Raw genomic sequence first — 20,161 nt, 5'->3', positions numbered from 1 at the left:
CGGACCGGGCCCCGATTACCCCCTGCGGCTCCGGGCCGCGCACCATTGAAAGACACGTAACGGGAGTAGCGATGTCCATGACCACCACCAGGCCGCCCGCCGGCGGCGGCGAGATCGAGCTCGCCATCGGCGGCATGACGTGCGCCTCCTGCGCGAACCGGATCGAGCGCAAGCTCAACAAGCTCGACGGGGTGACCGCGACGGTCAACTACGCCACCGAGAAGGCGAAGGTCTCCTACGGCGCGAGCATCAGCCCCGAGGACCTGGTCGCCGAGGTGGAGAAGGCGGGCTACACCGCCGAGCTGCCCGCCGTACGGGAGGAGGGCCGGGACGAGGCGGAGGGCGGGCCCGACGAGCTGGCCCCGCTCCGCCAGCGCCTGATCACCTCCATCGTGCTGTCGGTGCCGGTCATCGCGATGGCGATGATCCCGGCGCTGCAGTTCGACAACTGGCAGTGGCTCTCGCTGGCGCTGGCCGGGCCGGTCGTGGCCTACGGCGGCTGGCCGTTCCACCGGGCGGCCTGGACCAACCTGCGACACGGCGCCGCGACCATGGACACCCTGGTCTCGCTGGGCACGCTCGCCGCGTTCGGCTGGTCGCTCTGGGCGCTGTTCTTCGGCACGGCGGGAACGCCCGGCATGAAGCACGGCTTCGAGTTCACCCTGGCCAGGGGCGACGGGGCGGGCAACATCTACTTCGAGGCCGCCGCCGGAGTGATCGCCTTCATCCTGGCCGGCCGCTACTTCGAGGCCCGCTCCAAGCGGCGGGCGGGCGCTGCGCTGCGCGCGCTGCTGTCGATGGGGGCCAAGGAGGTCACGCTGGCCTCCGGGGAGCTCGTCCCGGTCGAGAAGCTCAAGGCCGGCGACCGCTTCCTGGTCCGGCCCGGCGAGAAGATCGCTACCGACGGCGTGGTCGAGGAGGGCTCCTCGGCGGTGGACGCCTCGATGCTGACCGGTGAGTCGGTGCCGGTGGAGGTCCGCCCCGGCGACGCCGTGGTCGGCGCGACGGTGAACGCCGGCGGGCGGCTCGTGGTCCGGGCCACCCGGGTCGGCGCCGACACCCAGCTCGCCCAGATGGCCAGGCTGGTGGAGGAGGCGCAGAACGGCAAGGCGCAGGTCCAGCGGCTGGCCGACCGGATCTCCGGGATCTTCGTCCCGATCGTGATCGCCCTGTCCCTGGCGACCCTGGGCTTCTGGCTCGGCACCGGGACCGGCACGGCCGCCGCCTTCACCGCCGCGGTCGCGGTCCTCATCATCGCCTGCCCCTGCGCGCTGGGCCTGGCCACGCCGACCGCGCTCATGGTCGGCACCGGCCGCGGCGCCCAGCTCGGCATTCTGATCAAGGGCCCCGAGGTGCTGGAGTCCACCCGCAGGATCGACACCGTCGTCCTGGACAAGACCGGCACCGTGACCTCCGGCACGATGACCCTCAAGGACGTCTACACCGCCGAGGGAGAGGACCGCGAGGAGGTCCTGCGGCTCGCCGGGGCGCTGGAGTCGGCCTCCGAGCACCCGATCGCCCAGGCGATCGCCCGCGCGGCCGGATCCACCGCCGCGGTCGAGGACTTCGCCAACGTCGAGGGCCTGGGCGTGCAGGGCGTGGTGGAGGGCCACGCCGTGCTCGTCGGCCGCCCGCAGCTGCTGGCCGAGTGGTCCCAGCACCTGCCCGCCGACCTGGAGCGCGAGCTCGCCGAGGCCCAGGCCCGGGGCGAGACCGCGGTCGCGGTCGGCTGGGACGGCAGGGCCCGCGCGGTGCTCACCGTCGCCGACGCGGTCAAGCCCACCTCGGCCGAGGCCGTCGCCGCCCTGCGGAAGCTGGGCCTGCGCCCGGTCCTGCTGACCGGCGACAACGAGACGGTCGCCCGCCGGGTCGCCGACGCGGTCGGCATCGAGGAGGTCGTCGCCGAGGTCCTGCCCGCCGACAAGGTGGACGTGGTCAAGCGGCTGCAGGCCGAGGGCCGTACGGTCGCGATGGTCGGCGACGGCGTCAACGACGCCGCCGCGCTCGCCCAGGCCGACCTCGGCATGGCGATGGGCACCGGCACGGACGTGGCGATCGAGGCCTCCGACCTCACGCTGGTCCGCGGCGACCTGCGGGTGGCCGCCGACGCGATCCGCCTGTCCCGCCGCACGCTCGGCACCATCAAGGGCAACCTGTTCTGGGCCTTCGCCTACAACGTGGCCGCCCTGCCGCTGGCGGCGCTGGGCCTGCTCACCCCGATGATCGCCGGAGCCGCGATGGCGTTCTCCTCGGTCTTCGTGGTCACCAACAGCCTGCGCCTGCGCCGCTTCCGGTAGGAAACCCGCGACGACGACGGCGGACGGCCCCGGTTCCCAGGGAACCGGGGCCGTCGCCTTTCGGCGTCAGGCGGATTCGGCGGGGACGATGGGTTCGGCGGGCCTGGCCGTACGGGAGACCAGGCGGTGCAGCGCGACCAGGCCGTAGCCGAGGGCGGCGAAGAAGGCCGTCAGGAAGACGGCCTGGAGGGCGACCCCGTCGTAGCCGAGCTTGTCGACATCGAGGAAGGGATAGGGGTAGCGGCGCTCGGCGCCGGGGTCGAGCAGCGCGCCGCGGGTGAGGGCGAACACGAGATAGAAGGCGGGGTAGGCCAGCCAGGCGAGGGGGACGCTCCAGGCCGGGCGGAGAGCGCGGTCGAAGACCAGCCAGTCGACGATCGCCATGATCGGCGTCACGTAGTGCAGCAGCAGGTTGCCCAGGTCGAGCACGTCGTCGCCCCGGCCGTCGGGGAGCATGCCGAGCGGGTTGGCGCCGTGCATCAGGACGAAGTGGTAGACCAGCCCGGTGATCGAGATGAAGAGCGTCACCGCGCCCTTGAGGAGCGCGGAGGGCGCCCCCCGCCACAGCAGCCAGACGTAGTAGGCCACCAGCATGATGTTGCTCTGCACGGTGAAGTAGATCGGCGGGTTGAGGGGACTGGCCGCCGGCCACCACGTGCAGACGAGCCCCGCCAGACCCGCGATGACCAGCAGGATGCGATACACCTTCGTCCCGTCCACGCGCACACCTTACTGGTAGGTAATGCGCTGATCGGACAACGGAGGCAGTGGCCTGTCGCAGACCATTGGAGCGATCTCTCGCTCTATTGGTAGGACTAGTGCTACCATTGGTAGTATGAGCGGTGCGACCAGGAAGTTCAGTGTCACGATCCCCGAAGACCTCGCCGCGACCGTGCAAGCACGGATCGGCAAGGGCAGTTTCTCGGCCTACGTCTCCGAAGCGCTTATGCGACAAGTCGAGCGGGACAACTTGCGCGAGCTCATCGCATCGGCCGAATCCCAGCACGGCCCCGTGGACCGTTCGGAGGTCGAGGCCAAACGTGCGCTTCTGCGTGCGGATCTCGGGGCGCGGGATGACGATCGCACTTCGGCCGCGTGATGCCGGGATCGCTCGTTCTCGACTGTGAGGGCCTCTCCAAGGCGATCCTTCAGGACGTCGAGCTGACCGAGTGGCTGACGGCGGCGGAGGAAGAGGACGTCCGCGTTGTCGTCAGCGCCGCGAGCCTCGTCGAGGTGTCACATCCACGGCTGAACCGCGCCCGCTATGACTGGACCCTGTCCCGGCTGATCGTCGAACCCGTCACCCGGGAGATCGCTCGTGAGGCGTCCCGTCTCCTCGCCGCTGCCGGGCTCCACGGGCACAAATACGCCATCGATGCGATGGTATGCGCCACCGCTCTCCACGTGCCCGGACCCGCCACCGTGCTGACCTCTGACATAGAGGACATCACGGCGATCGGGCAGCGGCGCTTGCGGGTGGTGAAGATCTGATGTTCCCCGGTCACCGAGACAGGTGCCCGCGGGCCAGGCCGACCACCGGCTGGAGCGATCCGAACCCCGGGTAGGGGCTGATCATGACGGCGTCGGCGGCGAGCGGGCTGTCCGGGGGAGGTAGGCCCGGGCGCAGGCGGCGGTGGTGCTGCCGATGCCGCCCCGCCTGGCATCCGTCAGGAGACTCAGGAGACGATGTCCCGGGGCGGCTTGCCGTCCAGGTGGTCGGTCACGTTCTGCACCGCGGCGAGGGCGATGCGGACCACGGCCTCCCGCGTCACCCCTCCGGCGTGCGGGGAGAGCACGACGTTGGGGGCCCGCAGCAGCCGCAGGCCGGTGCCGGGGGGTTCGGGGTCGTAGACGTCGAGGCCGGCCCCGGCGACGGAGCCGCGCTCCAGGGCGTCGGCGAGGGCGTCCTGGTCGATCAGCGCGCCGCGGGCGGTGTTCACCACGAACGCGGTGGGCTTGAGCAGGGCCAGGCGACCGGCGTCGAGCAGATGTCGGGTCCCGGCGGTGAGCGGAGCGTGCAGGCTGATGTAGTCGGAGGTGCTCAGCAGCTCCTCCAGCGGCAGGCGGCGCGCCCCCAGGCGCTCCTCGACCTCCGGGGCGGCCGGGGTGCGGGAGGCGTACACCACGGTCATGCCGAACGCGGCGGCCCGGCGGGCGACCTCCCGGCCGATCGCCCCCAGGCCGACGATGCCGAGGGTCTTGCCCGACAGCTCGGTCAGCGACCCGCGCACGCGGGGCAGCGGCCACTCTCCCTCCGTCAGGGCGTTGTGCGCCGGGACGAGCTGCTTGGCCAGGGCCAGCATGAGCGCGAAGGTCTGCTCGGCGACGCTGTGGCTCTCGGCGTCGCTGGAGCCGATGGTGAACACGGGCACGTCGTGCAGTCGGGCCGCGGACACGTCCACGTGCTCGTAGCCGTGGCTGGTGCACTGGACCAGCTCCAGGGCGGGAGCGGCGGCCAGGTGCGCGGCGGTGACGGGGGCCAGCGCGGTGAGGACGACATGCGCCCCGCGCAGCGCCTCCGGATCCTCGTCGAGCGACTCCACCACGGTGACCTGCGCGCGCCCGGAGAAGAGTGAGCCGAGCGCGGATCCGGCCTGGCGGCCGCCGACGTGGGGCGCGATGGCGACCAGGACGTTCTTCAGCGGCATGCGGTCTCCCGGGGGCGGCGGCTCGGTCGTACGGGGCTCGGGGTGCGGGGCAGCCCGAACCCGGATCATCGCAGCGATGCCGCGGGGACGTCTACGGCGACGTCGTGGGCATGTCGGCCGGGACGTCGGCGGGGAGATCGGCGGAGACGTCTATGGAGACGCTCATGGAGATGGACCACCACATGACGCCGAGGTCCGTGACCGTCCAGTGGACGGGGATGTCGGAGGCGTCCGGGAGGCGGGCGCCGCCGGTGCGGTCGACCAGGCAGAAGTCCACCCCGGCCTCCCGCGCGCACCCGCCGTCGCTCACGAGGGAGTCGCCGACCATCAGGGAGTCGTCGGGCTTGGCGTCCATCAGCGACATGGTGTGGTGGAGCAGCGCGCCGTCGGGTTTGCGCAGGCCCGCCTCGGGGGCGATCACCACCTGCCGGAAGAACCTCTCGATGCGCGTACGGCGGAGCTTGACCCGCTGCACGGCGGGCAGGCCGTCGGTCACCAGGGCCAGCTGGAAGCGCCGGGACAGCAGCCGCAACGCCTCGCGCGCCTCGGGGAAGAGGACCGCGTGGCGGCCGAGGGCGTCCTCGAACGCGGCGGCGACCCCGGGCCCGGCGCCCAGCCGGGCCCAGCGTTCCAGCCGCAGCTCCTCCAGGCCGATCCGGCGCTCGCGGTAGGCGGCCCAGAGCGGCTCGTTGACCGCGTGGAAGTCACGCAGGAACGCCCTCAGGCCGCTGCGGAAGAACCGGCGGTGCACCTCACGAAGCGCGCTGTTCTCGGTCCGGGCGTAGTCGATCACGGTCCCGTCCAGATCGACCAGCAGGACCCGGTAGCGACTCTCCCTCGCCGGTCTCATCGCGCTCCGACAGCCGGAGGATCTCGTCGACCGCCGGCACATCCACGGCGTAGATGTGCGGAACGTCGACGAAAATCCTCATTGATCCACAGCTCACCTTGAGATCGTCCGCGACCTCGCACTGGATACTACGCAGGGGCACGTAGTTCAGGTAGGAAGTGAACGCATTCTGCGATCGGAATGTCGCGGTCATCGCCAGGCGCCCCTCCCGCAGGCGGAAGGCCAGCGCGGTCAGGCAGGGCACCGCGTCCTGCCGCTCGCCGGGCCCGGTCAGCGAGATCCAGCCGCTCTTGCTGTACGGCTTCGCGCGCAGCACGTCGGCGACCCAGCGTAACTGGTTCACCCCGAGGAACCGGCGGATCCGGCCGCCGTAGCTGTACTTGAACGGCGGTACGACCGTCAGCTCGCTGAACTTGCTGCTGTAGAGCGATATCTTGCCGGCGTCGCCGTACGACTCCAGGACGGGATCGTCCCAGTCGAGGTCGGCGATCTCGAACAGCACCGGCGGAGCCTCGATGATCGGACCCCGGTCGTCCTCGGCGGGCCCGCCGTTGTCTCTCACGTGGTGCATCAGCCAAATCCAGGTCTCCCCACAGGACGCGAATCGGAGGAGTTCTGCCATCAAGTCTCCACATTGGGAAAATGGAAGGGATTCTGGGGAAGTCGGCGCTGACGCGAGACGTTGGCGCGCACGTAGTAGACGAAGTAGTGGACCAGCGCGAGCAGGCTGATGATCACCATGACCACGGGCGGGTGGAGCTCCGCGCGGAACAGCCCGAGGGTGCCGACCGCGATGTAGGAGCTGTTGACCAGGGCCAGCATCATCACGTTGACCCCCGGCCAGGCGAGGGGCGCGTAGGTCTCCGGGTAGCGCGGGTCCACCGGCAGGTTCGGGGACCAGCCCAGGGCGGAGAAGTGGTCCTTGAGCTGGACCACGTAGAGCAGCCGGAAGTTGTTGAGCGCCCGGGCGGTGCGCATGTGCGCGTTGACCGCCTCGATCAGGCGCAGGAACGGCAGGAAGCTCAGCAGCCCGAAGGCGGCGACCATCGCGAACAGGTAACCCGGCGCCTGCTCCCAGGTGATCAGGGCCGACGGCGGGATCACCTTCGCGCTGGCGAGCGCGACCGCGGCGGCGAACGGGGCGGCCAGCAGGCTCATGGAGAGCCGGGTCATCTTGATCCGTTCGTCTTTCGAGGCCAGGTAGACGTGATAGGTCCCGGAGAAGTCCACGGCCACGAGTTGGAGGAATTCCTTTGAGTCCACGGGCAGGTTGTCGAGTCTCTCGGGCAGCGACTCCGCGGACATCCGCGGCAACATCTTCTTCATCGGGGCCCCAGCCTCGCGGGTTGGTGAACTTTCCCAGTAAGAAAATTTTGACGCACTTGTCAGCGCGACGCGCGGGTTTTACCGACTTATCTTTGATGACTTTGCCAAGCTCAGCGGCTTCTATAGGGAGGTTCCGCTAAGAACGCGGATCTTTCATGAAGAGGGAAAAGTGTGCGGGTCTTTCACGTCTCGCGGGAGAGGCCTGCGGGCGGCCCGCTCACCGCCCGCCCGCGCCGGAGACGCGGCGGTAGAGCAGCCACAGCCTGACCTTGACGACGACCAGGAAGCTCCACAGTGCCAGCCAGATCACGATGGCCGCCGCCCGGCCGGTGTCGCGGGCCGCGTCGCCCAGCGAGACGGTGATGAACGCGCTGGTCAGAACGGCCAGGAAGCCTCCCGCCGGGAGGTAGAACAGCAGCTTGACGACCGTCCCGGCGGTCGGCCGCGGGCCGTGCAGGCGCTCCAGCCGGGCCAGCGGGTCCTCGGGGCGTTCCCCCTGCTCCGGCCGGGCCCGCCGCCCGCTCGGCCGCTCGCCGTACGGCCGGCCCGGGGGAGCGGTGGCCGTACGGCCCGCGGAGCTCGCGGAAGCGGCGGAGCCTGCCGAGTTCGCCGAGCTCGCGGAGCCCGCGGAGCCCGCGGAGCCCGCGGCCGCGTGTTCCGGCGCGGGAGGCGTGCGCTCCGGAGCGGGTGCCGTCCAGCGATCGTCCTCCGCCTCCTGGGGAGACGGGGCGGATCGCCGTTCGAGGTCGTAGCGGAGACGCCGCTCCGGGTCCGAGAGCAGGCCGTACGCGCTCGCGATCTCGGCGAACATCGCATGGCCCTGGGGGTTCTTGTCGGGGTGGTACCGGCGGGCCAGCCGCCGGTAGGCCTGCCGCAGATCCTCGGGCGTGGCGGTGAACGGGACGCCGAGCACGTGATACGGATCTTTCCCCTGGAGATGGTCAGCGCCCATGTAATCCCCGTCCGCACGGAAATCTCGGGAAGATCCAGTCTGGCATGGGAGCAAACGTACGACCTGCTCCGGTGTGATGTTTTATACGGTTGTGAGCATGTTCAGGGGGTGACTCTCCTCCGCATCCGCGCCTTTTCACACACCCGCGCGTCATACGCCACCGCGAGCGCCAGGCCGAGGTACGGCACCGCGAGCAGCGCGAAGATCATGCCGTGTCCGGCGAACGCGGAAAGGGCGGCGTAGACGCCGTAGACGAGGACCGTCGCCAGATCCGTGCCGAGGTTGGCCAGGGAGGTCACCGTCGCCCGGCTCGGTCCCGTGATCCTCTCCTGCAGCCGTGCGTCGGCCACCAGGGTCGCCATCTGGAAGACGCAGAAGGCCGCGGTGACCAGGACGAGCCCGCCAGGGTGGGCGGCTGCGGCTCCACCGCCCAGGGCGAGCGCGGCCAAGGCGAGGAGCGCGGCGAACGACCGGGCGGTCATCCGCCGTCCGGCCCCCGCGAGCAGGCTGCCGGCCGTCACGCCCGCCCAGACCAGCAGCACCCACAGGGGCACGGAGGACGTCGGGACGCCGGTCTCCTCCACGAGCAGGGCGACGTACTCTTCCAGCGCGCCCCAGACGGCCGCCGTCGCGGGAACGAGCAGTAGCGCCCGCCGTACGGAACGGTTGCCGCGCACCTCGGTGAGACCGGACCGCAGAATCGCGCGGTACCCGCGCGGGCCGTCGTCCTCGTCGTCCTCGTCGGCTTCATCGGGGCCGCCGGACCCGTCGTCATCCGGAGCGCCGTCCTCGCCGTCCTCGCCGTCCTCGCCTGCGCCGCTCGGAGCGCCCGGGGAGAGCGCCCCCGGAGCGACCACCGCGGCCGCCGAGGCCACCGTGACCTGCGCAGCCCGGGCATCCGATGACCGATGCTCGGGGAGGAGCATCCCGGAGAGCGCGCACAGCAGACAGGCGAGCACGCTCGCCGCTCCCAGCGCCGGGTAGCCGCCGACGGCGAACACCGGGCTCGCGACGGCCGTGGCCAGCGCCACCGCGCAGATGCCGACGACCTCGGCGCGGCCCATGATCTGGGCGTACCGCCCGGCCTCGCCCAGGCGGTCGAGCTCCTCGTAGGCGAGCGCCTCGAAGGCTCCCGAGGTCATCGCCCCGCGCACCCCCCACAGAACGAACCCGAGGGCGAAGGCCCAGTAGGAAGGGGCGGCGACCCAGAGGGTGTAACCGACGGCGGCCGGGAGCGGGGCCAGGCACAGCAGCAGCCGTCGCGAGACGGCGTCGGCCCACACGCCGGAGGGGACCTCCAGCAGGATGCCGGTGAGCGCCCAGATGACGAAGAGAGAGGAGATCTCGGAGACGGACAGGCCGGTGTCGGCGAACAACAGCGCGTACACCGGGTAGAGCAGGATGAGATCGTCGAGGAACGTGTAGACGTAGAGCGCGGCGGCGAGCCGCCTCGCGCGCGTGCCGCGCGGGCGCGAAGAATTAATGATCATGAGGTCTTTCCACGGGGACGGACTCGGACTCCGGACGTTGCGCACGTCCGGCGGTCCGCGGCAGCGCGTCCCGTGTCGACCTCTAGAAGTTCATCAATGTCGTCGTCTCATGCTGCCGAGTCTAGGAGACCCCGCCCGGAAAGGGCAGTGGTTATCCCGGCGGCCTCCGCCGTCCCCGGCGGGTGTCCTCGGCCACGCCATGGCGAAACGGCGAACATCGTCCAGCGTGCCGAGAGCCCGCTGACGCACACGGAATCGCTCATCGTCCTGGAGCACCTGGCGGTGGATCCCGCTGCGGCCCGCCGCGTGGCGCCGACGCGGTCGTCTCAAGCGTCTCCGGGTTCTCCGCGTACGGCCCACGCGCGGGCGGAGAGCGCGATCGACCCGTCGGGCTCGGCGGGAAGACGCTCGCGCAGCAGCTCGCGCAGGGCGGACCTGTGATCCTCGGTGAGCGACACGGCGTACGCGGGAGCCGGACCCTGCGCCCCGAGGAACGGCGTCCAGAAGTCGTCGAAGTCGCGGAAGACGGTCGGCACGTCGATCGCCTCGACCACCACGCCGGCCAGTCCCGCGCCGGTCCACAGGCGGCGGATCGGCTCCGGACGGCACATGGAGAAACGCACCGCTTCCTCCAGATCGCCCGCGGCGGGGTCGAGAGCGGTCGCCGCGTCCCAGAACCGCCGGAGCATCGTCATGCCGCCGATGTAGTCCCACACGTAGGCCGCGACCGTGCCGCCGGGCGTCACGACCCGGGCCAGCTCCGCCACGGCATCGGCCGGCTCGGGCACGAAATTGAGCATCAGGCCGCTGACGGCCGCGTCGAAGCGGCCGCCGGGAAACGGCAGGGAGCGGGCGTCGCCGACCACGAACCGGGCCCGCCGGTCGCCGGTCCGCGCCCGGGCGTGCGCGACGAAACCCGCCGAAGGATCGACGCCGACCAGTGTGGCGGGCTCCGCGGCGGCCAGTACGGCGCCGCCGAGCGCACCGGTGCCGCAGCCCACGTCCAGCCAGCTCCGGCGGGCCGGAACGCCGAGCCACGCCACGAAGGCCGCGGCCGCCGGGCGGCTCCAGCGCCCCATGTAGCGCTCGTACGCGTCGCCGACGGCCCACATGTCATGTGCCATGAACGTGACGATACGGGGCCGCGTCGTGCGGGGAACCCGGCGCGGCTGGCGGATTCCCCGTACGGACCGCACATGTGAACGCGCCGGACTCGGGCCGCGCGTGAAGGCGCCGGGCAGAGCACGTCCACCCCTATGAGCGCGACAGGCGTCGTCAGGGCACGGGCGCCGGGCCCGCGGATTTGTCGGTGCCGCTCTGTACCGTCGGAGGCCATCGGACGGAGGGATCACCATGGCCACGGTGACGTCACGCGATGGCACGCGGATCGCATTCGAGAAGGCGGGGGCGGGCCCGGTGCTCGTCCTGGTCGACGCGGCGGGAGGGTTCCGGGGGTTCGGGCCGATGGGCTCGCTCGCCGAGCGCCTCGCCGACAGGTTCACGGCGGTGACCTACGACCGGCGCGGCCGGGGCGAGAGCGGCGACACCCCGCCGTACGCGGTGGAGCGGGAGATAGAGGATCTCGCGGCCGTGATCGAGGCGAGCGGAGGGCGGGCGTTCGTGCACGGGTTCTCCTCCGGCGCGGTCCTGGGCCTGCTCGGAGCGGCGGCCGGGCTGCCGATCTCGATGCTCTCGCTCCTCGAACCGCCGATCATCCTCGACCAGCCGCCGCAGGACGACGAGGGCGACCTCGCAGCCGAGATCGACGAGCTCGTGGCCGCCGGTCGCCGGGCCGACGCGGTCGAGCACTTCCACCGGAGCATCGGCGTCCCCGAGGAGATCACCGCGGGCATGCGGCAGGCCCCCTTCTTCCCGATGCTGGAGGGCATCGCGCACACGCTCGCCTACGACAGCCGGATAACCCCGGCCGTCTCCCGCGACACGCTCCGGTCCGTCACCGTCCCGGCCCTGGTCGTCAACAGCGAGTCCAGCGACGACCGCCTGCGCGGCTGGGCCGAGGGCGTGGCGGCGGCCCTGCCCCGGGGCCGCCACCTGGCGCTCAAGGGCGACTGGCACGGCGTGCCCGACGACGTGCTGGTCCCGGCGCTGGCCGACTTCTTCGGCGGCGGAGCCGCCTGACAGGGCTCGGCGCCCGGTCCCGGAAGATCGCCCGGGTCGTCCGGCCCGCCGCCTTCGCCGGCGTGTTCCCCGACCGTCTCGTCCCCGCCTGGAACGCCTACCGCCTCTGGACGCGGCGTCAGCTGGAAGCGGTCACGCGAGAGGCGCCCCTGGTCAGGAGGTCTCATCGGCCAGGCGGATGGCGAGTTCGACGCGCCATCGGGTCTTCATCCGCTCGGACCGCGGATCGGTGAGATAGGCCTCGTACCGGCAGCCGAACCGGTCGCCGGCCGGGTTCTCCACGCAGTCGAAGGCGAGGTCCCGCTCTCGTGCCCACTCGATCAGGGTACGGTTCGCCCGGCGGCCGTGGTTGACGTAGGTCAGCGTCGCGTACCGGCCCGAGGGCAGCACGCCGGGCAGCACCCGGCCGTCACCCTCGACGGGCCCGTCGGTGACCACACCGACCTCCACATCCATCGAGCCGGCCATGTCGATCACGTGGAGACGGAAGAAGGTGGGGCCGAAATCGACGCCCCGCTCATCGAGCCGGCCGTACAGCTCGTCCATGAGCCTGTCCCGGACGGCGAACATGCCGCGGAACGGGGTGACCACTCGGATGCCGGCACAGTGCCGGTCCGGCTTGACGACGACCGAGGGGCCCTCGATGAGCTCCATCCGCACCCTCCGCGATGTCGCCCGCGCGCCTGATGCGCCTGGGCGGCATCACTATGCCGCATCGGGCGGTGCCGAGTCGATCTTCCAATGAGGTCGATCTTCCAATGAGGCGGGCTCGGCCGGCACGCGGGCGAGCCCGGCCGTGAGCCGTCCGGCGTTGCTGGAGGCTCAGGGGGCGAGAGCGGCGATCAATTTGCGAGTGAACCGGTGCATATGCGGGTCGAGGATCTCGATGGGTTCGTCGAGCACCTGAGGCAACGTCAGCCATTTGATCCCGGCGAACTCCTCACGGTCATAGGAACTGATCGTCTCGATGTCCAGGACGTACCAGAGCGACACGTCGGTATGGGAGCCTTCGCCGCGGGTGCGAGTGACGGTGATGAAGAAGGGACGGTCACCGGCAAGGGGGGAGGGCACTGCGGGGATATGCAGCTCTTCCTGGCATTCGCGGACGACGGCGGCCCATGGGGTCTCCCCCGGCTCGACATGTCCTCCGCTCGGCAACCACAATCCCGCCTTGCGATGTGCCACGAGGAGCACTTCCTCACGACTGTTGAGAGCCACGAAGTAGCTCACCAGGTGGGGCTCGGGCACGTCGGGTTTACGGGTCCGATGGAGAGGGGCTTCGCTTGAGATCCAGTTCATCGCCCAGGCTGCGTGCGCGGACTCCTGCGCATCCCATGGGGTGATGTCTCGAATCTGGTGCAGCAGACAGGCGCGGAGCGGATCCGAACGCTGGCCGGTGCTCATCGACTCGTCGGCAGCCATGATCAGAACGCTACCGAGACGGGTGCCGGCGATGCGCAGGCAGTGTGCTTCCCCCGGTCCGATCTGGGAAAACGAGGGCGCAGCTCAGAGTCGACCCGAGTGAGAAAGCCGGAAGGACCCCCGGAACCGGAGCGCCCCCACCGGAGGTGTCAGTCCTGACCTGTACGTTGACGCCCGCGTTGGAAGACAAGCCCGTGGGTGGGGAGTGAAGGTCATGGGTACTTGGGACAGCGGTCCTTTCGACAACGACACGGCCGCCGACTGGTGCGGGGACTTGCATGACGCCGCCCCGGAAGCGCGGGCGGGCATGGTCCGGCAGGCATTGCAAAGTGCAGCGGAGTCCGCGGATTACCTGGATGCGAGCGAGGGGTGCGAAGCGATGGCGGCGACGGCCATCGTCGCGGCTGAGTGCTGCGGCGGCCCGCCGGTCACCTCGGTGTACGCGCCGGATTTCCTGGTCGAGGGCGGCAGGGTCGGGCTTTCCGACGACCTTGTGCCGCTCGCACTGCGTGCGCTGGATCGGGTCCTCGGGGAGGGTTCCGAACTCCGGCAGCTGTGGGAGGAGGCCGATGGCGGTCGATCGCTGCTGGCAGAGGCTGAACCCTTGCGTGCTGCCCTCCTGCGAGGGGCCGCTGGTTGAGGGGCTCTCATGCATGTCGCTCGCGGAAGTCGGCTGGGCCGGCCCGCTCGGGCGCAACGGCTTCAAGCCCCGCGCCCGCCGGGTGGAGACGGTCAAGGAGTCGGACCTGCCCGACCCGCACTTCCACTGGTCCGCGTACGGGTGAGCCATCAGCTGACGTTGCTTCTCGACGGCGACGTCCAGGTGGACATCGAGTCCACGGCGACGCTCGCCAGAGGCCCGCTGAGTGCTCCCGATGCGGAGCCGGTTCGGAAGACGTGGGCGTGAGGCCTGATGACCTGCTCCGCCCCCACCCCGTACGGAGATCGGCCACCCCCAGGCGATCGCGAGGGACGCACGGGTTATGGCCTTTCCTCAGGTCAAGAAGCCCGCCGGGACTCGCAATCATGTGCGAGGTCGATCAGATCCTGAGTGTTGTTCTCGACGATGCACTGGGTGATCCGGGAACGGCCCAGCGCCTCCCCGATCTTGTAGATCAGGCTGCCGCCCGTTGTCTCTGAAGTGACGCGCACCGTTGTCGAGGCGCCGTCTCGGGCGGGAAGAAGAACGTACTCCATCGTGGAACGCGGTCCGACGACGGACTCGGTGAGGAAGCGGTGAGGAGCGTCGAGTTCGACCACTTCGACGTTCGCGCTCGATGACTGACCGTAGACCGTACGGGTCTCACGCCAGCGCGTTCCGAGCCCGAACGGACCGTCCGTGAGCGGTTCGACAACGTCGATCTTGCTGAAGAGCTCCGCGCGTCGGGGGATGTCGGTCAGGGCGGCCCACACGCTCTCGACGGGAGCGGCGATGGTCCGCTCAAAACTCATCGGCTTCATGAGGGGAGCGTAGTTCGTGCTGTGAGCGCCCATGGCGGGTGCCTGGGGCGGTGGCGCGATGCGCCGTCGATTCCTGTGAGGACGATTCGGCAGCGATCCGCTCTGGGGGCGATCGCTAGCGCTGCGACCAGAGAGGTTCGCGGGTCTCGTCGTCCCCGCCTTCCACCTGGTGTCCCGCCTCCTTCAGGACGATGACGGCCTGCTGCTCTTTCCGCTCGGGAACCAGAACCAGGTCGGCGTGGGAGGTCGAGGCCACGAAGACCGATATCGCCGCCTCTGCCAGCGGCTTGACGATCGCCGCCAGCATTCCGGGAACGTCCAGGCCATGAGCCGTGGCGCCACTGTAGAAACCGATCCACCGTTCCCCTGAGTCCACGGGCCGGGCCGCACGGACAACGGTCACCCCTTCCGGCCCGCGGACGAGCACGACCCAGTCGTCCCCGGGCGACGCTCCGTGCGGCAGTTGCTCGACGACGAACACTGGGGAAACGATGCGCAGGTGCTGAGTCGTAGGGAGGCTCATGAATGCGTGTCTACCAGAGATCTCGCGACTCCACGCTTGTCCGGCCGGTGGAACCGGGCGAACGCTTCCGGTCACGGGATCAGTCCAGCAGCTCCGGACGGCGGACGCTCGGAGCGCGGCACGCGTCCACGGGCGTGATCGTGGTGGCCTCGATGAGCTGTCAGCATGCCGTCAAGGCTCGAGTCGGGAATCTCTTCCTGACTCGAGTCCCCGTGAGTGACCGCGGTTCCCCGCCTGTTCTGACACGGATCTGGCACGCGGTCAGCATCGGGTGGGGTTCGAGGACCCGCAGAGAACTGCCCCAAGGTCGGTCACTGCGGATGTAGGGCTCCCTCGGGAAGCGCGGCGATCTGTTCCTCGGCGTCCTTCGAGATCTTTCGCCGAGTCGCACGCGGAGATCCGTCAGCGGTGGACGAAGGCGTTCAGCGCGCTGAGGTCCAGGCTGCCCCGGACCTCGTCGAGCACGGCTTTCAGGCCGGAGCCGAAGGCTTCACGGTCTTGCGGTGTGACCGGCGCGGTACGGATTGCGCGCAGGTTTTCTCCGGAGTGGATGGGATGGTGGAGAAGTCCTGTGACTGCGCGGTCATACGGGTGACTCCTCTCGTCTGTCCATGAGCTTCCAGAGGAACGGTGGGAGGGCTTCCGGCTTCAGCGGACCGACGGCGGGCCTCGGGAAGGTGATCGACACCTCCCCAAAGGAAGAGGCCCCGGTTAAGAATCTCTCCCTGGACTGGGCGTATGCCGGTCGAGTGACCGTGGGGCCTGTGACTGCTCACTGATCGCTGTATGAACGGGCACGGGAGAGTATGGCTTTCCGCTACCCACGGCATGCCTGTGTTCGTTCAGCCGGGTCGAGGGAGAAAGGATCCTCACCTGCGGCGTGCATGTACTCACACTGTGTGCTTCTCCGCAGCGCGGCTCATAGCTTGTACAGCTTGTTGAATGGTGTGGTGATTCGCTCCTGCCGCGATCCGAAATCGACGAACACGGCGACCTCGTCTTCTACACTCATGACGACGCCAAGACCATATCGATCATGGGTCACCTGGTCGTTCACGCTGAACCGCCTGGCGGGCGGAGCGGGAGACGGAGGTTTGAAGGGACTTGTGGGCAGGTGACGACGGGGTGCGCCGCTGGCTGGCTTCATCCCCTCAAGTATGTGCTGCCCGAGGGAATGCGCGCTACAGAGGATCGACTGACTCGCCAAAACGATTGAGCCTCGGATGAGGATTCGACTCCTGATGTGGACCCCCGTAGTTAGAGCGGGGGACGGGATCGGACCCGCGCTGTCAGCTCGGGAAGTGCGTGGATGACGCCTCGCCGGGCGGTTGAGCTGGGCGTTCGACCGGTCGCCGTCCTCGGTGATCTCGTTGTGCATGATCAGCTTGAGCGATCACCCCGGAGCCGGAGGCACCGACCGTAGGTGGTTTTTACTGGTCCTGCCGCTTGGAGCTATGGCGGTGCCAGGGGTGGTCCTTGTAGCGGAGAACGTCGATCAGATGGCGGCTGTATCCGCTGGCTTTGACGACTTCGTCGATCTTTTCTGCGCGGGAGTGGTGCGGCAGGAGCCGATGGACGAGGCTCGCGATCTCAGCGCGGACTTCTTGGAGTCCTCGGGCCAGGTAGCGCTCTTCTTCGCCGAGTTTGCGGAGTTCGGTGTAGCGGCTGTCTGCATCGATGGGGTTCTCGGCCATGGCGTCATGGTAGGCGGCGTATCAGAGTGGCAATCGGTGTGAGCCGTCACGGCTGTCACAGGCTCAATCGCTGGTGGCGCATCGAGCAATGTCCCCTGTTGCAGGGGGACACCCCCTCCGCGGATCCCATCCCGTCTGGCGCGTGGCCGTCATGCGGTACGGAGATCGGTGATGACGCGGAAGCGTTCCAGGACCACCGGGGTGGTGTCGTCCACGGTGAAGGTGGCATCGCCCAGCGCCGAGCGCATCTCCTGGCTGCGCCAGAACTTCTCATGGGCCGCACGCCACTGCGCGACCGTTGTGCAGCCTTCGCCCTCGTCCACCGCATGGGCGGTATCCACCTCCCCCAGCGCCACGACACGCACGCCCGTCACCTCGATGACAGCCGCCGGGCGATCGGCGGAGTCCACCACCACCGACCGCTCGCCGACCTTGGGCAGCGGCTCGCCCTCATGTTCGTACTCGGCGATCAGACCAGTCGTAGCAGTCTTGCGGCCGTCGAGGATCGCTGCCACAAGCGCATCGCGCAACGGGCCGGGGAAGGCGAACTCGGCCTTGGGCAAGGAAGCGAGATCGACCGGCCCGCCGGAGTCAGACGTCACAGCGCATCACTCTAACGACGGCTATCGGCGGCGGGACTGGGACATCCGCGTCGGCACCGTGGAAAGGCTCTAGAAACGATCAAGGCCCGGGTTGGGGATGTCTCCCTGACCTGGGCCTTCAAGTGTGGAGCGGGTGACGGGAATCGAACCCGCGCTGTCAGCTTGGGAACCGGCTACTGATCTTGCTGTGCTGAGCTGGGAAAACAGGGGTGCAGGTCAGGGCGGGTCGAGTCCCCGTGAGTCCCCCTGAGTGACCGCGGTTCCCCGCCTGTTCTGGCACGCATCTGGCACGGGAAGCTCGCTCTTCGTCTATCACTTGACGGCGGCCTGGTTGCGTTGCCGCTAATAGGTGATCTTGTCGGTGGCGAAGTCTATGCTTCCCGCCCATGACCAGAGATGAGACTCCTGTCGTGCAGATCAAGCAGCTGGATGTGGGGGTGGATTACAGCCAGGTCTATCTCGTGGATGAAGGGTGTGACGCGTACGGCCAGTTTGATGGCGTGCCGGACCACCCTGTAGGGATCATCCAAGTCGAAAAAGGCAGGGCCTCCCTGGTTGTGGGTCCTCAGTGGGGAACGGTGGAGTTCACGGTGGCTGTCGCCGATCGGGATCCGGGTGCTGATCTCGATGGCTATGAAGACATCGTCGAGATCAGCTATGAGTCCCCATCAGGGCGGATCTCTCTGGAGGAGTGGGGAGGGGGAACAACACACACTCTTCCTCCGCTGCCCGCCGGCCCCGGAACATATCGTTTGCGATACCACGTCAGAGGTATGGACGAAGAGGTCGCGATCGAAATAGGTGATCACTACTTCCTGCAGATCTGGCCTGAGCCGCCACGTGATCCCACCGTGCTCAAATCTACGAGTTCATCCTTTCAGTACTGGCTGAACTCTGAACGATCCAGGAAAGCTGGCGTGGAATAGAGCGATCTGCATTGTCAGCTTGGGAAGTCTCGAACGATCATGGTCTCTGAGCTGGGGAAGCACTGACCTGCGGGGGAGCGCTTCGGTTCCCCTTGGTTCCCCGTGAGCCCCCTTTGATCACTCTTCTGACGGGCACACAACGGGCACGGAGGTAACCTCGTCACGGATGGTCTCCGGCATTGCGCCGCCCCTCCCCGCAGGGGTACGGCTCGGCGAGCTGAGTCGTAGGCGATCGGGCACGACGTCGGGACGCTGGATAGCACCGGGGACCACCCTTCTACCCGCACGTTCCCGCCCGGACTGATCTTCCCGTCTGCCTCGTCCCACCCGAAGGGCAGCGGGCCGGCGACGGAGAGGCAAGCCCGTTTTCGTGTGTCCCTCAGCCAATGGCCGTTCCTCGATCATCGGATGCCAACGGTCACAGACGGGCTTGAGTCGGAGGAGCCGGTCTGCTGGGCTCCGCCTGGGATGAGGCAGACGGGAAGATCAGGCCCCACCTCAGCCGCTTACGGCTCTACGGGCTCGTTCGGGTGATCATCCCGGAGCCGAGTGCCCCCGCCGGAGGCTGGGGTTTTCCGTTGTTGATAGATGGCCAGGGCCGCGGCGGCGATGACGAAGCCGACACCGACGATGGCCAAAGCCGCTAGCTGACCCGTGGCGAACGCGATGAAGCCCGATGTGACCAAGGTGAGAAGTCCCAGGCTCAAGAGCGCCAGGAAGCCGTAGGACACGTTCTCTGGATCACTCATGCGGGTGATCGTATGGGGTGCTGCGTTGGTGGCGACAGAGTGCGATGAGGAATCGCATGGCCGACCTGTCCGGTTGACGCGGGGCTGGGCGGTGGCGCGGCCTCGGTGCGGCGGGTTGTAAGGGAGCGGCGGGCGCTGGGTGCGGCGCGCCGCCGCTTGAGCGACGACGGCCCCGGGGCGTCCACTGTTGCCAAGGCGTATCGGCTGCTGCGGGGCATCCTCAACACGGCGGTAGAGGATGATCTGATCAAGAAGAACCCGTGCCGGATCAAGAACGCCGGTGTGGAGCGTCCGGAAGAACGGCCCGTGCTCACGGTGTCCGAGGTCTTCACCTTGGCCGCCGCCGTACCTCCCCGGTTCCGCGCCCTGGTCCTCCTCGCGACTTTCGGCAGTATGCGATGGGGCGAGTTGGCCGCTCTGCGGCGCCATAACCTCGACCTCAAGGCGCGGACGGTCAGGATCGAGGCGTCGGTCTCGGAGATGAAGACCGGGAAATTGGTCACCGGCCGACCGAAGTCGGATGCGGGCGCTCGGGCGGTCGTCCTGCCAGAGATCGTCATCGGTGACCTGACCTGGCACCTTCAGAGGTTCAGCGAAGCGGAGCCCGATGGCCTGGTCTTCGTGGGGGAGAAGGGTGCACAGCTCCGGCGGAGCAACTTCACGAAGATCTGGGCCAAGGCGATCAAGGACGCCGATCTTCCGGCAATCCATATCCATGATCTTCGTCACACGGGCAACACCTTGGCCGCGATGACCGTTGCCTCTCTCAAGGAGCTGATGGCGCGCATGGGCCACTCCAGCACCAAGGCCGCGATGATCTATCTGCACGCCGCCAAGGACCGAGACCGGGCGATCGCCGACGCGTTGGGGGAGATCGTCAAGGAAGGGCTCAAGCCGCAGAAGGATGACGGCGAGGACGGTGACGATCCGCCCCTTGCCGGAGCCAAGATCAACTGATCTGGCACGCGGGTGAGAACAGGCTCAGAAACGATCAAGGCCCGGGTGGGGGATGTCTCCCTGACCTGGGCCTTCAAGTGTGGAGCGGGTGACGGGAATCGAACCCGCGCTGTCAGCTTGGGAAC

At 68.9% G+C, this 20,161-nt stretch carries 25 protein-coding genes; 8 read left to right on the top strand and 17 right to left on the bottom strand.

Annotated elements, in window-relative coordinates:
* Positions 1–71: 71 nt before the first annotated feature.
* Entirely contained in the window at positions 72–2,297 is a 2,226-nt protein-coding gene (locus Plo01_RS12445; RefSeq protein ID WP_239316191.1) for a heavy metal translocating P-type ATPase, read from the top strand.
* Between the two features lie 66 nt (positions 2,298–2,363).
* Here the strand turns inward: Plo01_RS12445 and Plo01_RS12440 are convergent, their stop codons facing one another.
* Positions 2,364–3,017 carry a Pr6Pr family membrane protein gene (locus Plo01_RS12440; RefSeq protein WP_203890692.1) on the bottom strand — a complete coding sequence of 218 codons (654 nt, stop codon included), beginning with the start codon at positions 3,015–3,017 and terminating at the stop codon, positions 2,364–2,366.
* A gap of 115 nt (positions 3,018–3,132) precedes the next feature.
* Between Plo01_RS12440 and Plo01_RS12435 the strand changes: the two genes are divergently transcribed.
* Positions 3,133–3,396 (top strand): CopG family transcriptional regulator, encoded by a 264-nt coding sequence (locus tag Plo01_RS12435; protein ID WP_203890691.1) that lies wholly within the window; start codon positions 3,133–3,135, stop codon positions 3,394–3,396.
* A complete protein-coding gene (locus Plo01_RS12430; protein ID WP_203890690.1) occupies positions 3,396–3,788 on the top strand; it encodes a type II toxin-antitoxin system VapC family toxin in 393 nt (130 codons plus the stop codon). The genes Plo01_RS12435 and Plo01_RS12430 overlap by 1 nt, the downstream gene beginning before the upstream one ends.
* A 185-nt stretch (positions 3,789–3,973) precedes the next feature.
* Here Plo01_RS12430 and Plo01_RS12425 read toward each other — a convergent pair whose 3' ends face one another.
* The 7 genes from Plo01_RS12425 to Plo01_RS12395 all read right to left on the bottom strand — a co-directional run bounded on the left by Plo01_RS12425 (position 3,974) and on the right by Plo01_RS12395 (position 10,687).
* Positions 3,974–4,945 (bottom strand): 2-hydroxyacid dehydrogenase, encoded by a 972-nt coding sequence (locus tag Plo01_RS12425; protein ID WP_203890689.1) that lies wholly within the window; start codon positions 4,943–4,945, stop codon positions 3,974–3,976.
* 91 nt (positions 4,946–5,036) lie between these two features.
* Positions 5,037–5,795 (bottom strand): HAD-IA family hydrolase, encoded by a 759-nt coding sequence (locus tag Plo01_RS12420; protein WP_203890688.1) that lies wholly within the window; start codon positions 5,793–5,795, stop codon positions 5,037–5,039.
* A complete protein-coding gene (locus tag Plo01_RS12415) occupies positions 5,698–6,417 on the bottom strand; it encodes a thymidylate synthase (RefSeq protein ID WP_203890687.1) in 720 nt (239 codons plus the stop codon). The genes Plo01_RS12420 and Plo01_RS12415 overlap by 98 nt, the downstream gene beginning before the upstream one ends.
* Positions 6,417–7,121: a hypothetical protein gene (locus tag Plo01_RS12410; RefSeq protein ID WP_203890686.1), complete on the bottom strand. Its 705-nt coding sequence runs from the start codon at positions 7,119–7,121 to the stop codon at positions 6,417–6,419. Before Plo01_RS12410 ends, Plo01_RS12415 begins: the two co-directional genes overlap by 1 nt.
* A 217-nt stretch (positions 7,122–7,338) precedes the next feature.
* On the bottom strand, positions 7,339–8,073 hold the full coding sequence (locus tag Plo01_RS12405; RefSeq protein WP_203890685.1) for a J domain-containing protein: 735 nt from the start codon (positions 8,071–8,073) through the stop codon (positions 7,339–7,341).
* 101 nt (positions 8,074–8,174) lie between these two features.
* The gene (locus Plo01_RS12400; RefSeq protein WP_203890684.1) at positions 8,175–9,563 is read right to left on the bottom strand and encodes an MFS transporter; all 1,389 of its coding nucleotides are present in this window, start codon (positions 9,561–9,563) and stop codon (positions 8,175–8,177) included.
* Between the two features lie 326 nt (positions 9,564–9,889).
* A complete protein-coding gene (locus Plo01_RS12395) occupies positions 9,890–10,687 on the bottom strand; it encodes a class I SAM-dependent methyltransferase (RefSeq protein WP_203890683.1) in 798 nt (265 codons plus the stop codon).
* Between the two features lie 229 nt (positions 10,688–10,916).
* Here Plo01_RS12395 and Plo01_RS12390 point away from each other — a divergent pair, with 229 nt between their 5' ends.
* Positions 10,917–11,702: an alpha/beta fold hydrolase gene (locus Plo01_RS12390; RefSeq protein ID WP_373871679.1), complete on the top strand. Its 786-nt coding sequence runs from the start codon at positions 10,917–10,919 to the stop codon at positions 11,700–11,702.
* A gap of 153 nt (positions 11,703–11,855) precedes the next feature.
* On the opposite strand, the gene Plo01_RS12385 is transcribed toward Plo01_RS12390, so the two are convergent.
* The gene (locus tag Plo01_RS12385) at positions 11,856–12,356 is read right to left on the bottom strand and encodes a GyrI-like domain-containing protein (protein ID WP_203890681.1); all 501 of its coding nucleotides are present in this window, start codon (positions 12,354–12,356) and stop codon (positions 11,856–11,858) included.
* Between the two features lie 168 nt (positions 12,357–12,524).
* Entirely contained in the window at positions 12,525–13,124 is a 600-nt protein-coding gene (locus Plo01_RS12380; protein ID WP_239316189.1) for an NUDIX domain-containing protein, read from the bottom strand.
* Positions 13,125–13,338: 214 nt separating this feature from the next.
* Between Plo01_RS12380 and Plo01_RS12375 the strand changes: the two genes are divergently transcribed.
* Both Plo01_RS12375 and Plo01_RS40930 read left to right on the top strand, forming a co-directional pair.
* Positions 13,339–13,764: a DUF4259 domain-containing protein gene (locus tag Plo01_RS12375; protein WP_203890680.1), complete on the top strand. Its 426-nt coding sequence runs from the start codon at positions 13,339–13,341 to the stop codon at positions 13,762–13,764.
* 13 nt (positions 13,765–13,777) lie between these two features.
* Positions 13,778–13,909 (top strand): hypothetical protein, encoded by a 132-nt coding sequence (locus Plo01_RS40930; protein ID WP_275415378.1) that lies wholly within the window; start codon positions 13,778–13,780, stop codon positions 13,907–13,909.
* Between the two features lie 214 nt (positions 13,910–14,123).
* Here the strand turns inward: Plo01_RS40930 and Plo01_RS12370 are convergent, their stop codons facing one another.
* The 6 genes from Plo01_RS12370 to Plo01_RS12350 form a co-directional block, all read right to left on the bottom strand.
* The gene (locus tag Plo01_RS12370) at positions 14,124–14,585 is read right to left on the bottom strand and encodes an SRPBCC family protein (RefSeq protein ID WP_203890679.1); all 462 of its coding nucleotides are present in this window, start codon (positions 14,583–14,585) and stop codon (positions 14,124–14,126) included.
* A 115-nt stretch (positions 14,586–14,700) separates the two neighbouring features.
* The gene (locus Plo01_RS12365) at positions 14,701–15,066 is read right to left on the bottom strand and encodes an ACT domain-containing protein (RefSeq protein ID WP_239316187.1); all 366 of its coding nucleotides are present in this window, start codon (positions 15,064–15,066) and stop codon (positions 14,701–14,703) included.
* A gap of 444 nt (positions 15,067–15,510) precedes the next feature.
* Complete coding sequence (locus tag Plo01_RS40205) at positions 15,511–15,633, bottom strand: hypothetical protein (protein ID WP_239316261.1); 123 nt, start codon at positions 15,631–15,633, stop codon at positions 15,511–15,513.
* A 394-nt stretch (positions 15,634–16,027) separates the two neighbouring features.
* Positions 16,028–16,165, bottom strand: a complete 138-nt coding sequence (locus tag Plo01_RS40200; RefSeq protein ID WP_239316185.1) for a hypothetical protein — start codon at positions 16,163–16,165, stop codon at positions 16,028–16,030.
* A 373-nt stretch (positions 16,166–16,538) separates the two neighbouring features.
* Positions 16,539–16,802, bottom strand: a complete 264-nt coding sequence (locus tag Plo01_RS12355) for a hypothetical protein (protein WP_203890676.1) — start codon at positions 16,800–16,802, stop codon at positions 16,539–16,541.
* Between the two features lie 149 nt (positions 16,803–16,951).
* Positions 16,952–17,404 (bottom strand): ASCH domain-containing protein, encoded by a 453-nt coding sequence (locus Plo01_RS12350; protein WP_203890675.1) that lies wholly within the window; start codon positions 17,402–17,404, stop codon positions 16,952–16,954.
* A gap of 410 nt (positions 17,405–17,814) precedes the next feature.
* Between Plo01_RS12350 and Plo01_RS12345 the strand changes: the two genes are divergently transcribed.
* Positions 17,815–18,330 (top strand): hypothetical protein, encoded by a 516-nt coding sequence (locus tag Plo01_RS12345; protein ID WP_203890674.1) that lies wholly within the window; start codon positions 17,815–17,817, stop codon positions 18,328–18,330.
* Between the two features lie 506 nt (positions 18,331–18,836).
* Here Plo01_RS12345 and Plo01_RS12340 read toward each other — a convergent pair.
* Positions 18,837–19,079 carry a hypothetical protein gene (locus Plo01_RS12340; RefSeq protein ID WP_203890673.1) on the bottom strand — a complete coding sequence of 81 codons (243 nt, stop codon included), beginning with the start codon at positions 19,077–19,079 and terminating at the stop codon, positions 18,837–18,839.
* Positions 19,080–19,235: 156 nt separating this feature from the next.
* On the opposite strand from Plo01_RS12340, the gene Plo01_RS12335 reads away from it, so the two are divergent.
* Positions 19,236–20,036 (top strand): tyrosine-type recombinase/integrase, encoded by an 801-nt coding sequence (locus Plo01_RS12335; RefSeq protein ID WP_239316183.1) that lies wholly within the window; start codon positions 19,236–19,238, stop codon positions 20,034–20,036.
* Positions 20,037–20,161: the final 125 nt, after the last annotated feature.

Source organism: Planobispora longispora, assembly GCF_016863135.1.
In the GTDB taxonomy this organism is placed as follows: domain Bacteria; phylum Actinomycetota; class Actinomycetes; order Streptosporangiales; family Streptosporangiaceae; genus Planobispora; species Planobispora longispora.
Note: the sequence above shows the minus strand (reverse complement) of the source record. Positions and strands in the feature narration are given on the sequence as shown.

Bases quoted from the DNA above. Each gene is read 5' to 3' on its own strand.
- Plo01_RS12445 (WP_239316191.1), top strand. From the start codon at position 72: ATGTCCATGACCACCACCAGGCCGCCCGCCGGCGGCGGCGAGATCGAG.
- Plo01_RS12435 (WP_203890691.1), top strand. From the start codon at position 3,133: ATGAGCGGTGCGACCAGGAAGTTCAGTGTCACGATCCCCGAAGACCTC.
- Plo01_RS12430 (WP_203890690.1), top strand. From the start codon at position 3,396: ATGCCGGGATCGCTCGTTCTCGACTGTGAGGGCCTCTCCAAGGCGATC.
- Plo01_RS12425 (WP_203890689.1), bottom strand. From the start codon at position 4,945: ATGCCGCTGAAGAACGTCCTGGTCGCCATCGCGCCCCACGTCGGCGGC.
- Plo01_RS12420 (WP_203890688.1), bottom strand. From the start codon at position 5,795: ATGAGACCGGCGAGGGAGAGTCGCTACCGGGTCCTGCTGGTCGATCTG.
- Plo01_RS12415 (WP_203890687.1), bottom strand. From the start codon at position 6,417: ATGGCAGAACTCCTCCGATTCGCGTCCTGTGGGGAGACCTGGATTTGG.
- Plo01_RS12410 (WP_203890686.1), bottom strand. From the start codon at position 7,121: ATGAAGAAGATGTTGCCGCGGATGTCCGCGGAGTCGCTGCCCGAGAGA.
- Plo01_RS12405 (WP_203890685.1), bottom strand. From the start codon at position 8,073: ATGGGCGCTGACCATCTCCAGGGGAAAGATCCGTATCACGTGCTCGGC.
- Plo01_RS12400 (WP_203890684.1), bottom strand. From the start codon at position 9,563: ATGATCATTAATTCTTCGCGCCCGCGCGGCACGCGCGCGAGGCGGCTC.
- Plo01_RS12395 (WP_203890683.1), bottom strand. From the start codon at position 10,687: ATGGCACATGACATGTGGGCCGTCGGCGACGCGTACGAGCGCTACATG.
- Plo01_RS12390 (WP_373871679.1), top strand. From the start codon at position 10,917: ATGGCCACGGTGACGTCACGCGATGGCACGCGGATCGCATTCGAGAAG.
- Plo01_RS12385 (WP_203890681.1), bottom strand. From the start codon at position 12,356: ATGGAGCTCATCGAGGGCCCCTCGGTCGTCGTCAAGCCGGACCGGCAC.
- Plo01_RS12380 (WP_239316189.1), bottom strand. From the start codon at position 13,124: ATGGCTGCCGACGAGTCGATGAGCACCGGCCAGCGTTCGGATCCGCTC.
- Plo01_RS12375 (WP_203890680.1), top strand. From the start codon at position 13,339: ATGGGTACTTGGGACAGCGGTCCTTTCGACAACGACACGGCCGCCGAC.
- Plo01_RS40930 (WP_275415378.1), top strand. From the start codon at position 13,778: ATGTCGCTCGCGGAAGTCGGCTGGGCCGGCCCGCTCGGGCGCAACGGC.
- Plo01_RS12370 (WP_203890679.1), bottom strand. From the start codon at position 14,585: ATGAAGCCGATGAGTTTTGAGCGGACCATCGCCGCTCCCGTCGAGAGC.
- Plo01_RS12355 (WP_203890676.1), bottom strand. From the start codon at position 16,802: ATGGCCGAGAACCCCATCGATGCAGACAGCCGCTACACCGAACTCCGC.
- Plo01_RS12340 (WP_203890673.1), bottom strand. From the start codon at position 19,079: ATGAGTGATCCAGAGAACGTGTCCTACGGCTTCCTGGCGCTCTTGAGC.